Raw genomic sequence first — 20,357 nt, forward strand, 5'->3', positions numbered from 1 at the left:
AAATTTCTATCCAGGAAGGTGAATTATGCAATCAAATCTCTTGTACAATGTCGACCAAAGGCCCCCCTTGGGTAAGTCCATCCTATTGAGCTTCCAACACGTCTTTGCCATGTTTGGAGCCACAATCCTCGTTCCCCTAGTGGTGGGCCTACCAGTTTCCGCAGCTCTTTTTTGCAGCGGCCTGGGAACCCTCATCTACCAAGTCCTAACCCGGTTCAAGGTTCCTGTCTACCTGGGTTCTTCCTTCGCCTACATTGCCGCCATGCAATATGCCATGAAGGCCATGGGAGGGTCTGTTGATGCCTCTCAAACAGGTATCATCCTCATCGGTTGTATCTACCTCTTGGTGGCTTTTATCCTCCACTTCACTGGTACAGGTTGGCTGGACAAGCTTCTGCCCCCTATTGTCATTGGTCCCATGATCATCGTCATTGGCCTAGGCCTCTCTCCTACAGCTGTCAAGCAAGCTGGCTTTATCGCCGGCGGAGACCCTATCCACATGCTAGTGGCTGTCGTTACCTTTTTGGTTACAGGCTTTGTTTCCACCAAGGCCAAGGGGGTCTTTAAAATCATCCCCTTCCTTATAGGAATATGCTTTGGCTATCTTTTCTCCATGGTCTTAGACCTGGTGGACTATTCCGGCATCATAGAAACCTTCCAAAAGGGCATCTTCCACCTACCGGACTTCTACCTCCCCTTTGAAACCCGTCACTTTAACCGCTACAACTTTTACTTTGGCCCTGAGGCCCTGGCCATTCTTCCTGTGGCCTTTGTGACCCTGTCTGAACACATTGGCGACCACACGGTCCTAAGTAAGATTTGTGGCCGCAACTTTTTAAAAGACCCCGGCCTGTCCAAGACCATTGCCGGTGATGGGTTGGCAACAGCTGTCTCGGCCTTTTTGGGAGGTCCAGCCAACACCACCTATGGAGAAAACACCGGAGTTGTTTCCCTAACTGGAGTGGCTTCCACCAGCGTTATTTCAGGGGCTGCCATTATTGCCATCATCCTGAGTTTCTTTGCCCCAGTCCAAGCCGTCATCATGTCCATCCCTGAACCCGTCTTAGGGGGAATGAGCCTCCTCCTCTACGGAGCCATTGCCTCCAACGGACTCAGAGTCCTCATTGACAACCAGGTAGACTTTTCTTCCCAAAGAAACCTCATCATCGCCTCAGCCATGATGGTCTTGGGTCTTGGGGGTGCCGTCTACCCCATCAGTAAGCTGGCCAACCTTTCCGGTACAGCCCTGTCTGCCGTCGTAGGTATCTTGTTAAACTTGATCCTGCCCAAGGATGCCAAGGCAAAATAAAATCCTTTAACTCTCCTGGAGATAAGCCAGGAGAGTTTTTCTTTTCCCCTGCCTATGCTATACTAGAGATAAGAAAAACACTTTAATACCATAAAGGAGGATTTATGCGGATCACTTTTGCCCAAGGCTTAAAAAAATTTAAAGGACCTCCGGGTCAAACCCGGATTATTGACGTCCGAGAAAAAGATGAATTTCAAGAAGGCCACCTGCCCCAAGCGGAGCTTTACCCCCTGACATCCTTTGTCCAAAGTGTCCAGGATGGAGCCTTTGAAAAGGACCAGGTCCTCTTGGTCTACTGCCGGTCCGGAGCCCGGTCCGGCCAAGCCTGTGACTACTTACGGTCCCAAGGCTACCAGCAAGCCTATAATATAGGGGGCGTCCTGGACTATAAAGACGAGTTCGGTCCCCTGGAAAAATAAAAGGAGCTAGTTATGAAAAAATTTTCTTTCGTTTTTTGTCTAATTCTCTTCCTTGTAGCCTGCCGGCCCTCCACCAGCCAAGCCGAGGCTTACACACTTGATTTTCAAAAGGCCCCCTACTCTTTTGAAAATCTAAGTATTTACACCTATGATGACCAGGTAGAAAAAACCCTACTTCACAAGGCAAGTCCCCAGGAAAAAAAGCAAATCACCTACCTCTTGTCCTTCCTAAAAGAAGTCGGTCCTGAAGAAGCCTTAGCCTCTACGCCAGATGAAGAAACTTTATTGCTGGAATTTACAGGAAAAGATGGCCCAGCTCAACTCTTCCTCTACGATGACAAGCCCCTCTTGGAAGACAATCTTTATCACTACACCTTCTACAAGGATAAAGAGACCCGGGTTTTCACCTCTGACAAAGACCTCATCGCCTTCATCCGAAGAGTCATCGGAAAGGAAATCCGCTCTTCCTATTCCGACTGCCAAGGTCATTGGGCCAACAAGTACATTGCCCAAGTAGAAAAGAAAGCCTTGATGCCAGAGAAAGATTCCAGTCAGTTTTTCCCAAACCGTCCCCTAAGTCGGGTAGACCTGGTCCAAAGTCTTTATAACCACGCCAAAATTTCTGGTCTGGACTTGGAAATAAATAGCCCTAAAAAATTTACCGATGTCTCCTCGGAAGATTCCTATAAAGAAGCTTTAGACTGGGCTGTTTGCCATAATCTTGTTGCCGGCTACCCCGATGGAGCCTTCCATGGTCAAGACCCCATCAGCCGGGAAGAATTGGCCCAAATCCTCTACCAGTATACAGACCTCTTAGGCAACCTCCACCAAGATAAAAAAGCCAAAGCCTACCAGGATGAAAATGACATTAGTCCTTGGGCCCGTAAAGCCGTCCATGTCATGCGTTTGGAAGGCTACATGGTGGGAGACCTAAACAACTTCTTCCACCCCCAAGCCCCTATTAGCCGGGGAGAATGGGCAAAAATTTTAGCTGACTTATAAGACAAAAAGCTTGCCGAAAGGGTTCTTCCCTTCAGCAAGCTTTTTTTATGCTTTACTCAATAACTTATGAATAAAAGTTTACTTTAATTTTATGCTTATACTATTGTCCTCAGGATTCCATTCAATATCTTGGTCTGTGCCATCTTTTGTATTCCCATTACTTATATTAAAGACTTTAGATATATTCGTTAGAGATACAAAAATTCTGTTCTTCTTAATTGTTGGATTTGCATCCATAGGAACTGTTTCTCCGTTGGATAAAGCAATCTTGTTATCATAGATATAAATAGACGCTGTTCTTCCGTCTTTAGAAAAATGTGCTGTTTGTTTTTCTTGATCCCATTTAACTTCCATCCCTAAAGATTCAGCAATAAATCTTAATGGCAACATGGTCCGATTATTTTCAACAAATGGGCTTACATCCATAAAAATAGTCTCTTCCTTGCCATTTTTAATGACTGTAAAAGTATTTTTACCTATAATAAATCGAACATCTCGACTATATTTGCTTGTCTTATCATTTTCTTTTTTGGAGCTAGAACGATAAAAAGTGTTGTAGTTCTTCTTTCTATTTGTTGAAGAGCTGGGTCTACTTCCCTCAGGCTCTTTAGGTGTTTCTGGTTTTTTAGGAGTCTCTGGAGTTGCCGGTTTCTCAACACCTTCCCAAAATACCTTCGCTTCATTTTCTCCCCATGGAGCCCCTTTAATTGCATCCTTTTCCCTGGCAATGTGGATTTCTTTCAAGTCTGTTGACAATTCAAAGGCTCCTGGAGAAATTTTTTCAATGCTTGCTGGAATACAAACTTTTTTTAATTTCGCCATGTAGCCGAAGGCATGTCCATCTAGTTCCTTTACTCCATTTGGTAAGATAATTTCTTCTATTTTGGTAAATCCAAAGGCTGTGTCTCCCACATACTTTAAGTTTTTAGGCAAGGTAATCTTTTTTAATTTTGTTGCATTGGCAAAGGCCCGGGCCTTAATATGGGTCACCTTATCAGGGATTACAATTTCTTCTATATGGCTGGCATTCAATACTCGTTCTTCCAAAACTTCTATATTCTTGGGAAGTACTACCTTTTTCAGGTTTACAGCATCAGCAAAAGCAGATGCCCCAATTTTTGTTACTGTATCTGGAATGACAATGGACTCAAAGGCACACTCAGCAAAGGCATAGTCTCCAATTTCTTTTAAATTTTTTGGGATATTAATGTCCTTTAACCGACTGCAATCATCGAATACATGGTTTCCTATTTTTGTAATCGTATCTGGAAGTCTAACACTTTCTAAAAACTGATCATTATCAAAGGCACTGTCTGCCAGCTCTGTAATTCCATCTGGAAGAACAACATGCTTTAAATAAAACAATTCTTCAAAAGCACCTTCCCCAATTTTTACAATTTTTACCCCGTTGATTTCACTTGGGACTGTAACAGATTCAGCTTTCCCTGTATATTTTGTTAATGTTCCTGTTGCCTCATCTACTTGAAAATCTTGGCTTGTTACTTCACCTGTATTTTCTTTTTGTTTCCATTGTATTTTTACTGTATCCTGAGCTCCCCATGGGAAGCCTGGAATAGAATTTTCTTCTTTCTCAACCACAATTGATGTTAAATTTTTACAATCTGTAAATGCAGACTCATTTATTTCCCGAACTTGCCCAGGAATAGAAATTTTTTCTAAGGCCTTACAATTCTTAAATGCCCCTTTGTCTATTTTCTCTAACTTCTCAGGTAGTTTCAGCTCTTTGAGTCCACTACAATGTTCAAAGGCATTTACTGGTATTTCTCTCACATTGTCAGAAATGATTACTTTTGTCAACTTTGAATTTTCTGTAAATGCAGATTTTTCTATTTTACTTAAGCTGCTAGGCAAGCTTAGCTCCTTCAAACTAGTGTCTGCAAAAGCTCTGTCTCCTATAGTTTTTATACCCTCTGGAATGGTCACACTTTCCAAAAAAGAATTCCCATCGAAAGCCTGTGATCCTATGTGCTCAACTGCCACTCCATCAATTTCTTTTGGTATAACTACATTTTTATCCCTACCCAAGTATTTTGTAATTGTATGTAGCTCCTTATCAAAAGTAAAGTTTGCCTGCTTTGTGGTTTCTTCCTTACTTGAAGCTGTTTGGGCTGTATATACCCCTCCTTGTATGTCCGTTTTTGCCATAACATTATTTGTCAGTAAAAGAGAAGTTGTCAGTAATCCAATAGCTAAATATTTTTTCTTCACGCTTGTACTCCTTTCATTTTTGATACTAGGTATCATTTATCTCTTTTTATTATACGTTTTTTATTTTTTGTAATCTATAATAAAACTTTGATAAATTTATGCAAAATATTGCCATATCCAGCTATTGTACAGAAAAACCCCTCCATCCGTTTGTTCGGATTTTGGGGTTCACTGTATTCCATAATCTAACTTTTTATCCTATAAATTTTTCTCTGCTTGGGCCAACATCAATTGGATCCGATTGAATTGGTTGACAGATGAAGCCGAAGCATCGTAGTCCAAGGGGATGATATTGGCCTTGGGATATTCTTCTCTTAAGGCCTTGATAACCCCCTTGCCTGTAATATGGTTGGGCAGGCAGCCAAAGGGTTGAACACAGACGATGTTTTCCACGCCAGACTGGATTAATTCCACCATTTCCGCCGTCAAAAGCCAACCTTCTCCATATTGGTGGCCTAGGCTGACAAAACCCCTGGCATAGTCCATAAGCTGGTCGAGCTTTACGGGTTTTTGGAAACGGGTTCCTTCCAATTCTCGGCAAATGATATTGCGCATAAACTCAATATGGGAAATGGCCAATTCTGTAAAATAGGGTGCCCAGTGGTTTTTCCCCAACTTATCGGCCTTGAGCTTGGTATTTTTAAAGCTGTAGAGCATAAAGTCCATCAGGTCTGGCACTACAACTTCTGCCCCTTCTTTTTCCAACTTTTCTTGGAGGAAGTTGTTGGCCGCCGGGAGGTATTTGACTAAAATCTCTCCCACAATACCCACTCTGGGCTTTTTGACTTCTTGAACTTCTAGGGCTTGGAAGTCTTGGACCATGTCGTGGACATCCCTTTTAAAGGCCCAGTAATTTTGTTTCTTGACCAAGCGGTCTAGCCATTGGTCTACCAAGCGGTCCGTCGCCCCCTTTTCCACTTCATAGGGCCTGGTGGCATTGGACAGCCGCATTAAAAGGTCCCCGTAAAGAAGGGCATTCATGGCCTTGGGGGCCAATTTCAAGAGGTTGCTGGAATTTAAATGGAAGCCCTCGTGCTTTTCAATACCTTGGAAGCTCACAGCCAAAACAGGAACGTGGCCATAGCCAGCTTCCTTCAAGGCCTTACGGATAAAGCCCACATAGTTGGAAGCCCGGCAGGCTCCACCGGTTTGGCTCATTAAAAGAGTCAGGTGGTCGGTGTCGTACTTGCCACTTTTTACTGCCTCCATAAATTGCCCCACCACATACATAGAGGGATAGCAGGCATCGTTATTGACATACTTAAGCCCTTCTTGGACGGCCTGGCTGGTAACTGTATCCAGAACTTGGAAGTTGTAGCCTGTTTCTTTTAGGATGGGCTGTAAGAGCTTAAAATGCAAGGGGGCCATTTGAGGCACCAGAATGGTATGGGTCTTGGCGTCTTCCTTGGTAAATTCCACCACTTCATTGACATAGGGAGTGTCCGGGTCAAAGTGCTTGCCATCTTTTGTGGCCTCCATCAAGGACCGAAGACGGATTTTAATGGCTCCCAGATTGTTGACCTCGTCAATTTTTATCACGGTAAAAATCTTGTGGTGGGCCTTTAAAATCTCTTGGACCTGGTCAGTGGTTACAGCATCTAAGCCACAACCAAAGGAGTTTAATTGGACCATTTCCACCTGGTCATGACTCCCTGCAAACTTGGCTGCCCGATAGAGGCGACCATGGTAGGTCCATTGGTCCAAAACCCTAAGAGACCCTTCTAAAACCATGTCTTGGGCAATGGAGTCTTCACTTAAGACCACCATGCCTAGAGAATTAATCAATTCTGCAATCCCATGGTTGATTTCCGGATCCACATGGTAGGGCCGACCAGCCAGGATAATCCCCTTGACTTGGTTGGCTTCCATAAAGTCTAGAGCCCTTTGTCCTTCTTTCTTGACATCTTCATGGTAGCGGATTCTTTCTGCATAGGCCTTGTCCACAGCCCGGCTGATTTCATTTTTTGAAATGTCTGCAAAGACTTCAGCTAGGCGTTTTTTCAAGGGCTTTTCCGCATCCAGAGAAAGGAAAGGGTTGATAAAGGTCACCCTTTCCTCTTTCAAGGCATCCATATTGTTTTTAATGACTTCAGAATAGCCGGCAACGACAGGACAATTCAAGTGGTTGCTGGCATCTTGGTATTCTCTTTTTTCATAAAAGACACTGGGATAGAAGATGGTCTTTAGGCCCATTTCAATCAAATTTTCAATGTGGCCATGGACCAGCTTGGCCGGGTAACAGGCCGTTTCTGAAGGAATGGTTTCCAGACCCTTTTCATAGAGACTCCGGTTAGATTCCGGAGACAGGACCACCCGGTAGCCCAGCTCAGTTAAAAAGGTGAACCAGAAGGGATAGTTCTCATACATGTTGAGAACCCGGGGCAGTCCAATGGACCCCCGTTTCGCCTGACCTTCCTCCAAAGGCTTGTAGGAAAATAGGCGTTGGTACTTATATTCATAGAGGTTGGGCAGGTCCAAACCTTCCGTTTGAATCCCCGCTCCCCGTTCACATCGGTTACCAGAAATATAGCGGTCCCCGTTGTTGAAGATATTCACCGACAGGGCGCATTGGTTGCTACATTGCTTGCAGTGGGTTGTCCGAGACTTGTAGGAAAAATTTTCCAATTCTTCTTGGGATAGGATGGAGGATTTTTCCAGACCTCGGTCTTGGGCCATGAGGGCCATCCCCAGGGCCCCCATCAAGCCACTGAGGCCGGGTCTTGTTACTTGGACCCCGGCAATTCGTTCGAAGGCCCTTAAAACAGCATCGGAATAAAAGGTCCCCCCTTGGACTACAATATGCCTTCCCAGGTCCTTGGGGTCTCGAATTTTAATGACCTTTTGGATAGCATTGCGGATAACCGAATAAGACAGGCCTGCTGCAATGTCTCCAATTTCCGCCCCTTCCTTTTGGGCCTGCTTGACATTGGAGTTCATGAAAACCGTACACCGGCTTCCTAGGTCCACAGGTTCCTTGGCCAAAAGGGCTGCTTGGGCAAATTCCTCCGGACTCATATTCACCGTAGAGGCAAAGGCCTCCAGGAAAGACCCACAACCAGAGGAACAGGCTTCGTTTAAGAGGATGGAAGAAATTGTATCATCTTCAATCTTCATGGACTTCATATCCTGGCCACCAATGTCCAGGATAAAGTCTACATCCGGGTCATAGTACTTGGCCGCTTGATAGTGGGCAATGGTTTCAACTTCCCCGAAATCCAGGTGGAAGGCCGCCTTTAAAAAGTCCTCCCCATAACCTGTAACTCCTGCACAGGCAATGACCGCGTCCTCTTCCTTGTCCTGGTAGATTTTCAAAAGTTGCTCTCTTACAACATCAATGGGCCGTCCCTTGTTGGACCCGTAAAATTGAAAGAGAATTTCCCGGTCTTGGGACAGGGCCAAGACCTTGGAAGTGGTAGAGCCTGAGTCAATTCCCAGGTAGATCTTGCCATGGTAGCCCTTTAGAGATCCTTGGGCTAGGTCCTTGCTCTTGTGACGTTTCCGGAATTGGTCTAATTCTTCCTGGCTTTCAAAAAGAGCCTGGAGGATTTGCTTTTCCCTTTCCTGGCTGGCTTGGGGGTGGGCCAACTTGTAGAGGACTTGGTCCATGGTGGTGGTTGGAGATTCCTTGGAAGCCAGGGCTGCCCCTGTAGCTACAAAAAGTTCTCCCCTCTCAGGTACAATAATCTCATCTTCCTTCAAACCCAGGGTTTCAATAAAGCGCTCCCTTAATTGGTCCAAAAAGGTCAAGGGCCCCCCTAAAAAAGCAATCTTTCCCCGAATGGGCCGGCCACAGGCCAGGTTGGAAATAGTTTGGTTGACGACCGATTGGAAGACACTGGCCGCAATATCATCCTTGGAAGCCCCTTGGTTGATCAGAGCCTGGATGTCCGTTTTGGCAAAAACACCACACCTAGAAGCTATAGGATAAAGCTTGGTGTGGTTCTTGGCCCTTTGGTTGAGGCCTTGGGCATCGGTTTCCAAAAGAGATGCCATCTGGTCTATAAAAGCCCCGGTTCCCCCGGCGCAAATACTGTTCATTCTTTGCTCAATACTACCCTTAAGATAGGTGATTTTTGAGTCCTCGCCCCCTAGCTCAATAGCTACATCTGTTTGGGGAATAAAGGCATCAATAGCCATTTTTCCAGCCATAACCTCTTGGACAAAATCCACCCCTAGGTCCTTGTGGACAGACAAACCCCCACTGCCTGTTACTGCAATGGTAAAGGGCTGGTCCTTGACCTGGTCTTGGCAGTCCTTAAAAATTTCTCCAATGGTTTGGTGGATATCTGAAAAGTGCCTTTGATAGCGCTCATAAATTCGTTGGTTTTTTTCGTTGAGAACGACAACCTTCACTGTTGTTGACCCAACATCGAGTCCCATATGAAACACGTCGACCCTCTTTTCTATTACTCTTTAAAATATACTGGTTTTTTCTTGTAAACCCATCATAGCACAAGTGGAGTGAAAAGGTCTATATCTTTATACAAAATAAAGCTATTTAATATGAAGGAAAATGAAATTTTTTTGATCTTTTATCTATAAAAACCCCAATTCATGCCCCTTGATAAGAAAAAAAGAAGGGACCCTTCCCTTCTTTTTCTTTAATCTTTATCCACTTTTAAATCAACCATTCTCCCAGCAAGGACCCGGCCAAGGCCACAGCTGCTTGGGCTGTCTTATTTTCATGGTCTAAAATTGGGTTTACTTCCACAAATTCACAAGAAACCAGCTGGCCAGTTTGGGCCACACTTTCCAGGCAGAGGTGGCCTTCACGATAGGCCATACCCCCTGGAACCTTGGTTCCCGTTCCTGGTGCCACTTCAGGATCCAAAACATCCATGTCAAAGCTCACATGGATATGCTTGGTCTTATCCCCTAGATAGTCCAAGGCCTCCTTGATAACCCTTTGGACCCCCAGAGCGTCCACCTCATGCATGGTAAAGACCTTGACCCCAAAGTCTCGCATCATTTGCCGCTCTCCCAGGTCCAAGTCCCTGGACCCGATATAGACCAGGTTTTCCCTTTTCAACAAGTGGTCCTTTTGACCAATCTCTAGCAAGTGAGAACTCCCTTGGCCCATGAGAGTTGCCACCGGCATCCCATGAATATTCCCAGAAGGGGTAGTTTCTGTAGTATTAATATCCCCGTGGGCATCGAACCACAAGACCCCCAGGTCGGGATAGTGGTTTAAAACAGCCTTAATAGACCCCATGGCAATGGAATGGTCCCCACCTAAGATCAAGGGAAAGGCCCCTTCCTCCAAAACCTGGTCCACCTTCTTATATAAATTTTCATTGGCTTCCTTGACCATGGCCAAATGATTTAAATTGCCTTGGTCTCTTTTATGGCCATAGTCATTGTGGACCTCCACATCCCCATGGTCTGTTACATGGTAGCCAATTTTTTCCAGCCTTTCCTGTAAGCCGGCCAAACGAATGGCTTCTGGCCCCAGACGACCGCCCCTTAAACTGGCCCCCATATCCATGGGACAGCCAATTAGAGCCACTTGGTCATTGATTTTTGGGTTCATCCAAATCCTCTCCTTTTTTCACCTCTTTATTATATCTTGTCCCCAAGTCATAGACAAGAAAATCTTTTCTGGTCCCCTTTATCTCTTTTAAATTGATCCTTTTCTTGGGTCCAGTTTTACCCTATAATCCATCTTAAGAAAGGATGCGGTAACATGAAAAAATTAACGACTCGACAATTAACCACCCTGGCTATGTTCATTGCCTTAACCACTGTGGCAACTATTTTGATTCAAATTCCAATCCCTGCTACCAAGGGTTACTTAAATATCGGCGACACCATCCTAATTTGCGCCGGCCTTCTCATGGGTAAAATTGCTGGAGGTATCGTCGGCGGCCTAGGATCTGCCCTGGCAGACCTCATTACCGGCTACACCTACTATGCCCCCATTACCCTGGTTGTCAAGGGCCTAGAAGGCTTTGTTACAGGGCTCTTGCGAGAAAAAACAAGTCTACCCCACTTTGCCTGCGCCATTGTCGGTGGACTGGTTATGGCTGTGGGCTACCTCTTAGCCGAAGGCCTAATCCTCTATAATTTCGGAACAGCCATTTTGAGCTTTTTCCCCAATATCCTTCAAGGCCTAGCCGGCTCTATCTTAGCCAGCCTTCTCTATCCAGCCTTGAAAAAAAGTAGCATATTTGAAACTTTCTCTAAATAATCTCTCAATAGAAAATCCCCGAAAGGGGATTTTTTATTGCAAAAAAGACTGCCGATTTCTCAGCAGTCTTTTCCTTTAATCTTTTTTTCCAGCGAAATATCCTAGACCCAGGCTTGATGTCATGGCTAAAAGGAAGTAGGGAGCTAGGGGTTCGATTCCAGTCCTGGGAGCTCCAGGTTTTCTGGGCGGTTCCCCTGGCTTTTCAGGCTCTTCCGGTGGGATCACAGGAGATTCTTCCGGTTCCTCTGGTGGACTTACAGGAGGTTCCTCTGGTTCTTCCGGTGGTTCATGGGGTGGTCTTTCCGGTGGAAGTTCGGTATTGGTTACTAGGAAAGTATATTCATAGTAGGGCTCTAAGTTTTTTGCATTAGGGTTAAAGTCCGTAATTTCAGGATACTTAGCCATCTTTCCAATCCCTTCTATATCTTTTTCCGTAACCTTAAAGACCTTGGCAAAATTTCCTTCTATCAGGATATTTGGGACATATAGACTATAGATGCCCTTTTCATCCTTCTTCAAGTAGAGATTGACACTTGGATTGCCTGCATCATGGTAGCCCCATCTTGAATCCATACTGTTGTAGTATCGGACCTTAATATTGTGCCCGCCAGAATTAACAACAATGGGTTTCTTTTCATCATAGCCGAATAATAAGTTGTCATCTTCAAGAGACTCGCCATTCCAACGCATGGTCTTTTCTTCTTTGATTTGGTCGTCGACAATAAGCCGTACGGTAATATCTCCCAACCAATTTTTAAAGCCATTTCCATCTTTTATTTTGTTTTCATCTTGAGGTATATAACCAGCTTGCTTCACGATGTAAGTAGGGCTGAAAGCTGAAAAGAAAACATATTCTCTAGATAAACGGAATTGAATTTTTACATCATCTTCCTTGTCATCCTTCTTTTCTCTAGGATCCACCAAAACTTTCTTAAGGGTATAGGACATTTTAAAACCTTCCAGGGCCTCTTCTTCAAGGCCATAGGCAGCTCTTTCAAGAAGTTTTGGGTCAAGTTCTTTAATAAGCCCCTGCCAACCCTCTTTTTTGGTCAGGGTTACCATCTTATAAATTGGATAGACTTTTCCATTTTCATCCCGTTTGTAATCCACGATTATCCGTTGGCCATCCTTTAGGATATAAAAGCTGACTTGGTCAGGAATCTTTCCATTGTCTAGCCCACCATTGTCTTGGTCCCCATTAAGGAGCTTCCAAGTCTTCTTAATTTTAGCTTCAGCAAAAGGCCGGTTGCTGATGGTAAACTCGTAACCGTAAAAATCTTTTCTTTCTACGGGTCCTGCCTCTTTCTTCACAACCTTGATACCGCTGGATTCGCCATACCGCCCGTCTCCTTTTTGCGTCCAAATATAGGGCACATGGAGGACGATGCCATCCTCTATTTTTTCTACAAAAATTGAATACCTACCAGCATTCTCACTATAACCCTTCCAACCATTCCAACGTGCATCTTTTTCAATTAAATTTCTATCTTTTCCGTAAGGCACAACCGCTTTGATATCGTCAGAGAAGATTTCATGAGAAAATTCTGCATTGATTCCTCTAGTACCATTTTTTGTAGATTTTCCAATATAGGAAAGGGTCCCATCTTTGTTTACTTCATAAAAGTAAAAATCTGCATTTCCATTTCCTTTATCAGAACTTCCATATGCTCGAGATTTATCTCTAGTAATGACAACTGTCCCAGGTCGAATGGGAGCTTCTGCATTCTTTTCTTCCACAGAAGTTGCATAGCCCGTTTCCCTTTCCATAACCAAGTATTTATAGCCCATTTTTTTCAATTCTTCCTTGGTAAAGGGGAGACCCTTGTCTTTTGTAAGAGTATAGTTGCTATAATCATTTTTAGAAAAACTTGCTTGCCAGTTGTTCCCTTGGTTTAAGACCACTTCTCCATATTTATACAGGTCAGGATCTTGGCCATATTGGCTGCGAACGTAGACTTCGTCTTTATCCAAGGGAACGATAAAAATATCCACATGAATGTCTTTATTGGCATAGTCGCTCTTATCGATTTTTTCATCCCACTTTTTCTTAAAGTGAAATTCAATTTCCCCCTCATCTCCAGGAGTTTCATGGTTGGCATTGGTCCCAAAGCCCCCACCATAACTTGCTGAATTTCCTAAGATAAATGCCCCTGCATTTCTCCAGGCTTCAGCCCTTAAGGCCTTATTATAAACAGTCTTTAAGAAAGTTTTTTCTTTAAAATAGGACATGTTTTCCGGAATTAGCTTGCCTGTTCCATCATCATTGATGAATTGTATAAAATTGTGGTCCTTTGTAATGGGGGATAGGTATACATGAAACCTGTCTTCAATACGATAGGTCTTTGGATTGTTCTCTCCTATCTTTAAGTCAAAAGGTCTCGTTTTATTTCTAAAAGTATAATCGGCTCCCTTATTGGCACTAAAATTGTCAAATACATAGACACTATGACCATCAGCAATATGAATATAGCCATAGGGGCAGCTCCAAAAGCCGCCACCGCTTCCCGGCGCACCATTTTCTCCCGGATTAAGTGCTGCATACTTTTCCGCCCTATTCTCTGTAATAAGCAAGTCTTTTAATTCCAGCAATCTCGGTGGATAAGAAGTATAGATTCCGCCACCTAGAGTTAAAGCCTTATTATCCAAAATCATTACACGGTTAAAATAGGCAGTATTTGCATCTACATAAAATCCGCCGCCTACACCATCAGATTCATTTTTTTATATATCAGACCCCCATTTATCTTGGCTTCTGTCTTATTTTTAATCAGGTATTCATCGTAAGGAAGGTCTACTATTTGAGAGTAACGGTTTGGATAACCATTTACATAGTCTCTCACATAATAATCTGTGATCGCTATGCCCCCACCCCTGGTTTTGGCATGGTTATGGGCAACAATTCCGTCTTTTAAGTTTAAATTTGCCGCTCGGAAAAGTCCAATTCCTCCGGCAAGCTGGAAGTCTCCTATTCCTTCATTCGATACAACATTTCCTCCATTTATTTCAACATTGGCCGCTTTTTCCGGATGATTTTTCACATCTTCATTTGCACCACCGAGGTTTCCTGCAAAAATAGCGCCAGAAACCCCCTTGTTATGGTCAATCATCCCATTGTTCATGGTGAACTTTCCACCAGGAGAAACATAGACCCCTCCGGCTGTTAGTGTATCCCCTCTTGTCTCATTAGAGCTAATCCGTCCACCTTCCATAATAAAAGATGAGCCTTTTTGAATCCCAATGGAGCCACCGCCACTTGAGTTCTTCCCATTGGCAATAATTCCATTCCTCAGAATAAGGCTTCCTCCCTTATTAACATCAAAGAAAGAACCCTTCTCATATCCATATGAGCCTACCTTTTTCTTGTTCCCATCAAAATGAATGGAATTATTCTCATCCCCAAGGGTTAGGTCCCCTTGGACATCAAACATGGTTCCTGTAAACTTGTCCCCTCTTTTTAGGACCAGGCCAGTTTGGAAGTCATAATAGTAGTCGCTATTTTCTTCCTTGATATTTTCTTTAGCTTCTTCAACGGCCTTATCGCCACGTTTTCTAGCTTTTTCAATAACTTCTCTTTGCTTCTTTTCGCCTTCATTGGCATAATCTTTGGGTTGGTCAATCTTTTCCCAAGACTTGTCCATTTCCTGGCCATTGTTGGATGTCAAAATGACCTTTTGTCCTTGGCCAATGGTGAGGGTTTCTGTAATTTCAAAACCCTGGGTAATCCGAATGGTTTTGTTTTTAAAGTCAGGATCATTGATGGCTGCCTTTAGCTCTTCAAAATCTTTTACTTCATAGACCTTGCTTTCCCCTTGGTCTTGGGGGCTACCAGCCTTTAGGGCTCGGGGGTCTAAGACCCGGCCCTTTTCTAAAACTTGACCAGCTTCTTCTTGGTCTTGGACTTGGTCTGGAGAAGCTTCTTTCTTGTCTTTTGGAAGACCTGCTTTTTGGTCCTTGCCTTCTGTCTTTTCCTCTTGGACCTTCTCTTCTGGTCCTTCTTTTTCACCGGAGTCTGGATATGTAGCTTGGTCGGACTCTTGGACTTCAAGTTCTTTCTTCTCCACATCTTCTAACTTGTCTGAAGATGAGTTTTCTTGGACCTCTACCTCTTTTGTCAGCTTAGCGTGGTCTTCCCCTGCTTCTGTGCCTTCCGGGACAGACTTCTCCTGGATGACCTCCTTTTTTTCTTCTGGGGCCTGGACTTGGGCTTCCTCCTTGGTCTTAGAACCTTCTGCTGGCTTATCCTCCAAAGATTGAGCATAGGCCGGTCCTCCTGCCACTAGGAAAAATAGGACAAAAATCAGCAAGACTCTTAATTTTTTCATATCCATCTCCTTTCTTTTTACTTTTATATAGATATAAAGTTAGATAAATTCCCACACTTCTTAATATCTATTATATTCCTATACTTTCCTAGAGTCAACGCCCCTCCCTATAAAATCCCATAAAAAACCTCCCTGGCAGGTTACCTGCTGGGGAGGTTTTTATTCAACACTTATTTAAGATTGACTTTTTCCAACCATTTGTCAATTAATTTTTCGCGGTTGGATCCGCCATCCCCGTAAATTTCCAGGGATTCAAGATAGTCATTGTCAGGCCATTCTTTCTTTACAGCCTCTTCAATGCCACCGATTCCACCACCAATATGGGTTGCAAAAATACCCACTTTTTTGCCTTCCACCTTGTTGGCCTTCATAAGACCTAGAAGTGGAGGAGCAATGTGGCTCCACCAGTTTGGTGTCCCTACTAGGATGGTGTCATAGTCTTCCAATTTGTGTTCCAAGGCCTTGGCTTCAGGAATTTCGTGCTTTTCGATTTGTTCCTTAACCATAGTCACTAGAACATTGTAGTTGTCCGGATATGCTTCTACTGGATGGACCTCTTCAATATCTGCTCCAATTTTTTCTTGGATGGTCTTTGCAAGTAATTCTGTGTGTTGGTTTACTGAAAAATATAAGACAAGTGTTTTGTTTGCCATTCTTTTCCTCCTGGTTAAAATCTTTTTTACATACTTTATTCTTTTATTACCCTATTTTTTCTTTTTAACACATCTTTTTTAGCCAATGCTCTTTTTATTTTCCCTGGCCCGATAAAAAGCATAGACTTTTTTGATGCAAAGAAAACCTGTCGGATCTTCTGATATGTACCCTCTTTACTGGACAAACCAGTAAGGAGGGTATTTTTGTGAAATATAGCTATGAATTCAAAAAAGAGTGCATACAGTTGTATAGGCAAGGGAAATGGCCTGATACACCTGATGGGACCAAAGAAGANGCTTGTCAAACATCATTAGTGCACTTTTTCCTTTCAAGTATCCCATGAAACTTGACACTGATATTTTTGGGGGAATACTAACTAGCATATGCACATGGTCTGGCATTAAATGTCCTTCTATTATTTCGACTCCTTTATATTTGCATAATGTTCTAAATATTTCTCCCAAACTGTCTCGGTATTGATTAAAAACAATTTTTCGTCTATACTTTGGTGTAAAGACAATATGATATTTACACATCCATTTTGTGTGTGATAATGAATTTGCCTTTTGAACCATTTAAATCACCTCTTCATTATTTTAGGTCTGAACAACTCTATTATAATACTGAGGTGATTTTTTGGTATAACCTTTTGTTTCCTACCCGCATAGCGGGTAGTTTTTTGTTTCGCACGCGTTGCGTGCTCAACTGACTAAAGTCATCAATCAAAAAAAGAGCAGGTCTTCTTTTAAGAAGGCCTGCTCTTTTTCTATTTTTATGAAGATAAAAAGACGCCTCAGGGCGTCTTTTTTCTTAATCAAAATCACTATGGATGTCTTGGTCATATGGTTTTTCCTCTTCTTCTACTTCAGGGGCCAAGTTCTCCTCCTGGGCTTGAGGGGCTTGATCTTCCATCAGCTGGTCTTGGATTCTTTGTCTTTCCAAGACTAGTTTTTTTCTTTCTAAGAAGATTTCAATATAGGCCAGGTAGATAAAGGGTTCTATTATAGCCATCACCAGGACAGTAAGAAGACCCACTCCTAGAACTCCTAGGCCTCCTACTCCTATACCGCCTTCCATAGGTCCAGAAGAAGCAGTTGCCATAAGAACGGCGAAGGATAGGATAAAGACCACAATAAAAATAATAAAACCATACTTAAATATCTTGGCAAAAATCGTCCCTCTTTCACCCTTGGATTCTGCTATGCTGTCCTTGAAAAAGTCTGAAAGGGAGAATCCTCCATCCAGGGCCTTATAGAGGATCAAAGGCCAGAAGAACATATATAGGTTAAAGATAATCCCAGGTATGAGAAAAAGGTTCATTAAAATGGTCGACAGGAGGTTGATCAAAAAGCAGATTAAGTAGTTGCGAAGAAAATTTTTCTTAAAAAAGATAAAGATGTCTCCCGTTTGAACTTGTCTTTGGTCCAAGACTCTCTTGTAAACGGCGACAAAAAGCCCCGCTGAAACCATCCCTGCCAGGGGTCCAACCAGGGTAGTTAGGTTGACCACATTGGTCTTGAGCTTGGTGCCTAGGTCTAGGCCCCATTGGACATCGATATCTCCTTGGTCTATGGCCTCTTTATTCTTTTCCATTTGCCTTTCCACTTGGACAGCAGGATCTGTCGAAGGGAAAAGACGGTAGCTTAGTTGCTGGCTTCCTACTGTAAGTAGGCCTGAAATAAGACAAGCTAAAAGGATGACTAAAAAGCTACTTTTCCAGATGGAAAAGGTAGTTTCCAGTCCTTGGTCAGGATTGATTTGCTTTTGGGTCATGTTTTTTTCCTTCCTTTCTGGCCCCTAGGGCCTTGGGGTTAAATTGGGCAAAAAATATGGCAATGAAAATAAAGCTACAGCCTATGATCTTTCTCAAATCAAAGATTTCCCCGGCAAAAAAGTAGGCCGCAAAGGCCCCAAAAATAGATTCTGTTGCCATGATCAAGGCCGTATTGGCTGGTCTGGCATACTTTTGCGCCATATTTTGTATCGTAAAGGCCAGGGCTGTATTAAAGACTGTTAGGTATACAATACCCCAAAAAGAAGTTTTTGAAACAGTTTCAACTACAAGAACTTCCTTGCTTAATAGGGCCAAAAGAAGACTTAGGGCTCCTGCTGTTAAAAATTGAAAGATAGAAAATAAAATCCGAGACCCTACTTGGGGAGAATAGTCGGCAACCTTTAAGACCTGGATGGAAAAAATAAGGGCATAAACCAGGGTACAGGCATCGCCAAAACTCAATTTCAACTGGTCATTTAGGCTTAAGAGCCCCACCCCTATAATACATAGGATGCCGGAGAAAAAAATTTTCTTGGCAGGTCTTTTCCCATAAAAAATCCACTCCAAGATGGGAACAATAATGACGTAGGAGACCAAAACAAAGGATTGCTTGGCCGGGGTGGTGAATTTCAAGCCCACCATTTGAACCCCTATTCCCAAAAATAATAAGAGCCCAATTGTGGCTCCATAGCGGATGGTTTTCCTATCAAGTTTTTTCCATTCCTTCCAAAAGACCAGGCTCATCATCAGGCCGGCCAGGATAAAACGAATGGCTAAAATCCAAAAAGTGGGGATGGTTTCTTGGGCGAATTGCGCCGCCACAAAGGTCCCTCCCCAAATCATTGCTACTAGGAGCATGGTCATTTCTGATAGCCATACTTTTCTACTTACTTCCATTGATCCTCCTTTTAGCCCTGCCAAAGGTCATGCCACTTGTCCAGACGCTTGTGGTTGTCAAATTCATATTTAATGGGAGTCATAGTGGTATGACCTTGGGCCAGGTAGTAGCGGTCAGTTCCCTCTTGGTATTGGCCCCGGTTGCGTCCCACCAACTTCAACTCAAAACTAGATTCATCCAGGTCAATCTTGTCGTACTTGTCGTACATGGGTTCACCAATCCGACAAACCACGGCTTCCTTGGGTTGACCCATGGCATAGGGGACGTTGATATTTAGGGTAATGACTTCTTCCACCAGGTCTTTCTTTACCCTTTCAAAAATATCCAGGGCAATGTCTGCAGCCTGGTCAAAGTCTGCGTCAAATTTTTTATACATTTGGGCTGAAACCGCCATGGCTGGCAACTGGTAGAGGTTGGCTTCGGCACAGGCACTAACAGTTCCCGAATAGAGGATGTCCATACCGGCATTATAGCCCAGGTTGCAACCTGAAATCACCAGGTCAATCTTGTCTTCTATAATATGGGTCAAAGCCACCCGGACACAGTCCGCTGGTGTCCCCTGGACAGAATAAACAGGACTTTGGATTCCTTCCAATTTTTCTCTGCGTATTTCCAGGGGTCTTCTCAAGGTAATGGAGTGGCTCATGCCAGAATGCTCCACCTTAGGTGCTACTATCATTAGCTTGTGGTTTTTTTCCAGTCGCTTGGCCAGGGCATAAATGCCTGGAGCCTTGTATCCATCGTCATTGGTTAATAGTATATTCATTGGTCTTCCTTTCCTAAAAATGGGTCACTGGGGCTGGCCTTTTTAGCCACCTCCATGGTAAAGTGCAGGCCCTCGTGAATGTTGCACAGGGCCAGGTCCTCTCGAAAGGTTCGTGTTGCTAAGAGAGGATCGTTGTTGTCTGTAGACATATGGGCCAAAATAACATGCTCATTCTTTTTTTCTAACATCTTACTTAAGACATCTGCCGCATGGTGGTTGGATAGGTGGCCCCGGTTGGAGGCAATTCTCTGCTTCAAGGCAAAGGAATAGGGTCCAGTCCGGAGCATTTCTTCATCGTGGTTGGCTTCAATGTAGTAGAGGTCCGCCCCCTTCATCTTTTCCATCATGGAGGTGGAAACCCAACCTGTATCCGTGAGCATAGACACCTTGGTCCGGCCATCTTCCAAGACAAAACTGGTCCCATGGACACAGTCATGGAAGGTGGGGAAGGTCTGGACATGGAGGTTCTTGATATGGAAGTCCTCCCCTGTGATAAAGACTTCTCTTTGCCCCACTGGAATGGTTTTGACCGTTTTTTCCATGGCCATCCAGGTATTTTCATTGGCAAAGACCTTGATGCCATGGCGTCTGGCCAAGACTCCCACAGCCGAGGTATGGTCATAGTGCTCATGGGTCACCAAAATCCCATCCAGGTCCTTGGGGTCTACCTGGATTTCTTCCAGGAGCTCTTGGATCTTTTTTCCTGTCATTCCTGCATCTACAAGAATTTTTGTTTCTTTTGTTTCTATATATTGACAATTTCCACTACTGCCACTAATTAATGGTTGAAATTTCAT

At 43.6% G+C, this 20,357-nt stretch carries 14 protein-coding genes and 1 pseudogene; 4 read left to right on the forward strand and 11 right to left on the reverse strand.

Translation table 11 applies throughout. The annotated features are described in order from the left end of the window. Positions 1–25 precede the first annotated feature (25 nt). From CS898_RS01695 to CS898_RS01705, 3 genes are all read left to right on the forward strand, one after another. Positions 26–1,309, forward strand: a complete 1,284-nt coding sequence (locus CS898_RS01695) for a uracil-xanthine permease family protein (RefSeq protein WP_099207884.1) — start codon at positions 26–28, stop codon at positions 1,307–1,309. 104 nt (positions 1,310–1,413) lie between these two features. Continuing rightward, positions 1,414–1,728, forward strand: coding sequence for a rhodanese-like domain-containing protein (locus CS898_RS01700; RefSeq protein ID WP_009430868.1), 315 nt, complete (start codon positions 1,414–1,416; stop codon positions 1,726–1,728). A gap of 12 nt (positions 1,729–1,740) precedes the next feature. Continuing rightward, on the forward strand, positions 1,741–2,730 hold the full coding sequence (locus CS898_RS01705; RefSeq protein ID WP_009430258.1) for an S-layer homology domain-containing protein: 990 nt from the start codon (positions 1,741–1,743) through the stop codon (positions 2,728–2,730). Positions 2,731–2,808: 78 nt separating this feature from the next. Here CS898_RS01705 and CS898_RS01710 read toward each other — a convergent pair whose 3' ends face one another. The 3 genes from CS898_RS01710 to rocF form a co-directional block, all read right to left on the reverse strand. Beyond that, positions 2,809–4,959 (reverse strand): leucine-rich repeat protein, encoded by a 2,151-nt coding sequence (locus CS898_RS01710; RefSeq protein ID WP_039880517.1) that lies wholly within the window; start codon positions 4,957–4,959, stop codon positions 2,809–2,811. 198 nt (positions 4,960–5,157) lie between these two features. Further along, positions 5,158–9,339: an acyl-CoA dehydratase activase-related protein gene (locus tag CS898_RS01715; protein WP_099208173.1), complete on the reverse strand. Its 4,182-nt coding sequence runs from the start codon at positions 9,337–9,339 to the stop codon at positions 5,158–5,160. A gap of 238 nt (positions 9,340–9,577) precedes the next feature. Continuing rightward, positions 9,578–10,489 (reverse strand): arginase, encoded by a 912-nt coding sequence (gene rocF, locus CS898_RS01720; protein ID WP_009431347.1) that lies wholly within the window; start codon positions 10,487–10,489, stop codon positions 9,578–9,580. Between the two features lie 153 nt (positions 10,490–10,642). On the opposite strand from rocF, the gene CS898_RS01725 reads away from it, so the two are divergent. Beyond that, complete coding sequence (locus CS898_RS01725; RefSeq protein ID WP_099207885.1) at positions 10,643–11,146, forward strand: ECF transporter S component; 504 nt, start codon at positions 10,643–10,645, stop codon at positions 11,144–11,146. Between the two features lie 75 nt (positions 11,147–11,221). On the opposite strand, the gene CS898_RS01730 is transcribed toward CS898_RS01725, so the two are convergent. The 8 genes and pseudogenes from CS898_RS01730 to CS898_RS01770 form a co-directional block, all read right to left on the reverse strand. After that, positions 11,222–13,798 (reverse strand): Cna B-type domain-containing protein, encoded by a 2,577-nt coding sequence (locus tag CS898_RS01730; protein ID WP_143614560.1) that lies wholly within the window; start codon positions 13,796–13,798, stop codon positions 11,222–11,224. 47 nt (positions 13,799–13,845) lie between these two features. Next, positions 13,846–15,468, reverse strand: coding sequence for a hypothetical protein (locus tag CS898_RS01735; RefSeq protein ID WP_099207887.1), 1,623 nt, complete (start codon positions 15,466–15,468; stop codon positions 13,846–13,848). Positions 15,469–15,638: 170 nt separating this feature from the next. Further along, positions 15,639–16,121 (reverse strand): flavodoxin family protein, encoded by a 483-nt coding sequence (locus tag CS898_RS01740; protein WP_099207888.1) that lies wholly within the window; start codon positions 16,119–16,121, stop codon positions 15,639–15,641. Positions 16,122–16,418: 297 nt separating this feature from the next. Continuing rightward, positions 16,419–16,697, reverse strand: a pseudogene (gene tnpA, locus CS898_RS01750) (IS200/IS605 family transposase); the annotation flags it as partial. A gap of 235 nt (positions 16,698–16,932) precedes the next feature. Continuing rightward, on the reverse strand, positions 16,933–17,895 hold the full coding sequence (locus CS898_RS01755; RefSeq protein ID WP_099207889.1) for a hypothetical protein: 963 nt from the start codon (positions 17,893–17,895) through the stop codon (positions 16,933–16,935). Then, the gene (locus tag CS898_RS01760) at positions 17,870–18,793 is read right to left on the reverse strand and encodes a DMT family transporter (RefSeq protein WP_099207890.1); all 924 of its coding nucleotides are present in this window, start codon (positions 18,791–18,793) and stop codon (positions 17,870–17,872) included. The genes CS898_RS01755 and CS898_RS01760 overlap by 26 nt, the downstream gene beginning before the upstream one ends. An 11-nt stretch (positions 18,794–18,804) precedes the next feature. Further along, positions 18,805–19,560: a 5'/3'-nucleotidase SurE gene (surE, locus tag CS898_RS01765; RefSeq protein ID WP_099207891.1), complete on the reverse strand. Its 756-nt coding sequence runs from the start codon at positions 19,558–19,560 to the stop codon at positions 18,805–18,807. Further along, a complete protein-coding gene (locus tag CS898_RS01770) occupies positions 19,557–20,357 on the reverse strand; it encodes an MBL fold metallo-hydrolase (protein WP_099207892.1) in 801 nt (266 codons plus the stop codon). The genes surE and CS898_RS01770 overlap by 4 nt, the downstream gene beginning before the upstream one ends.

The sequence above is a fragment of the Urinicoccus timonensis genome (assembly GCF_900232945.1).
GTDB classification, from domain to species: Bacteria; Bacillota; Clostridia; order Tissierellales; family Peptoniphilaceae; genus Urinicoccus; species Urinicoccus timonensis.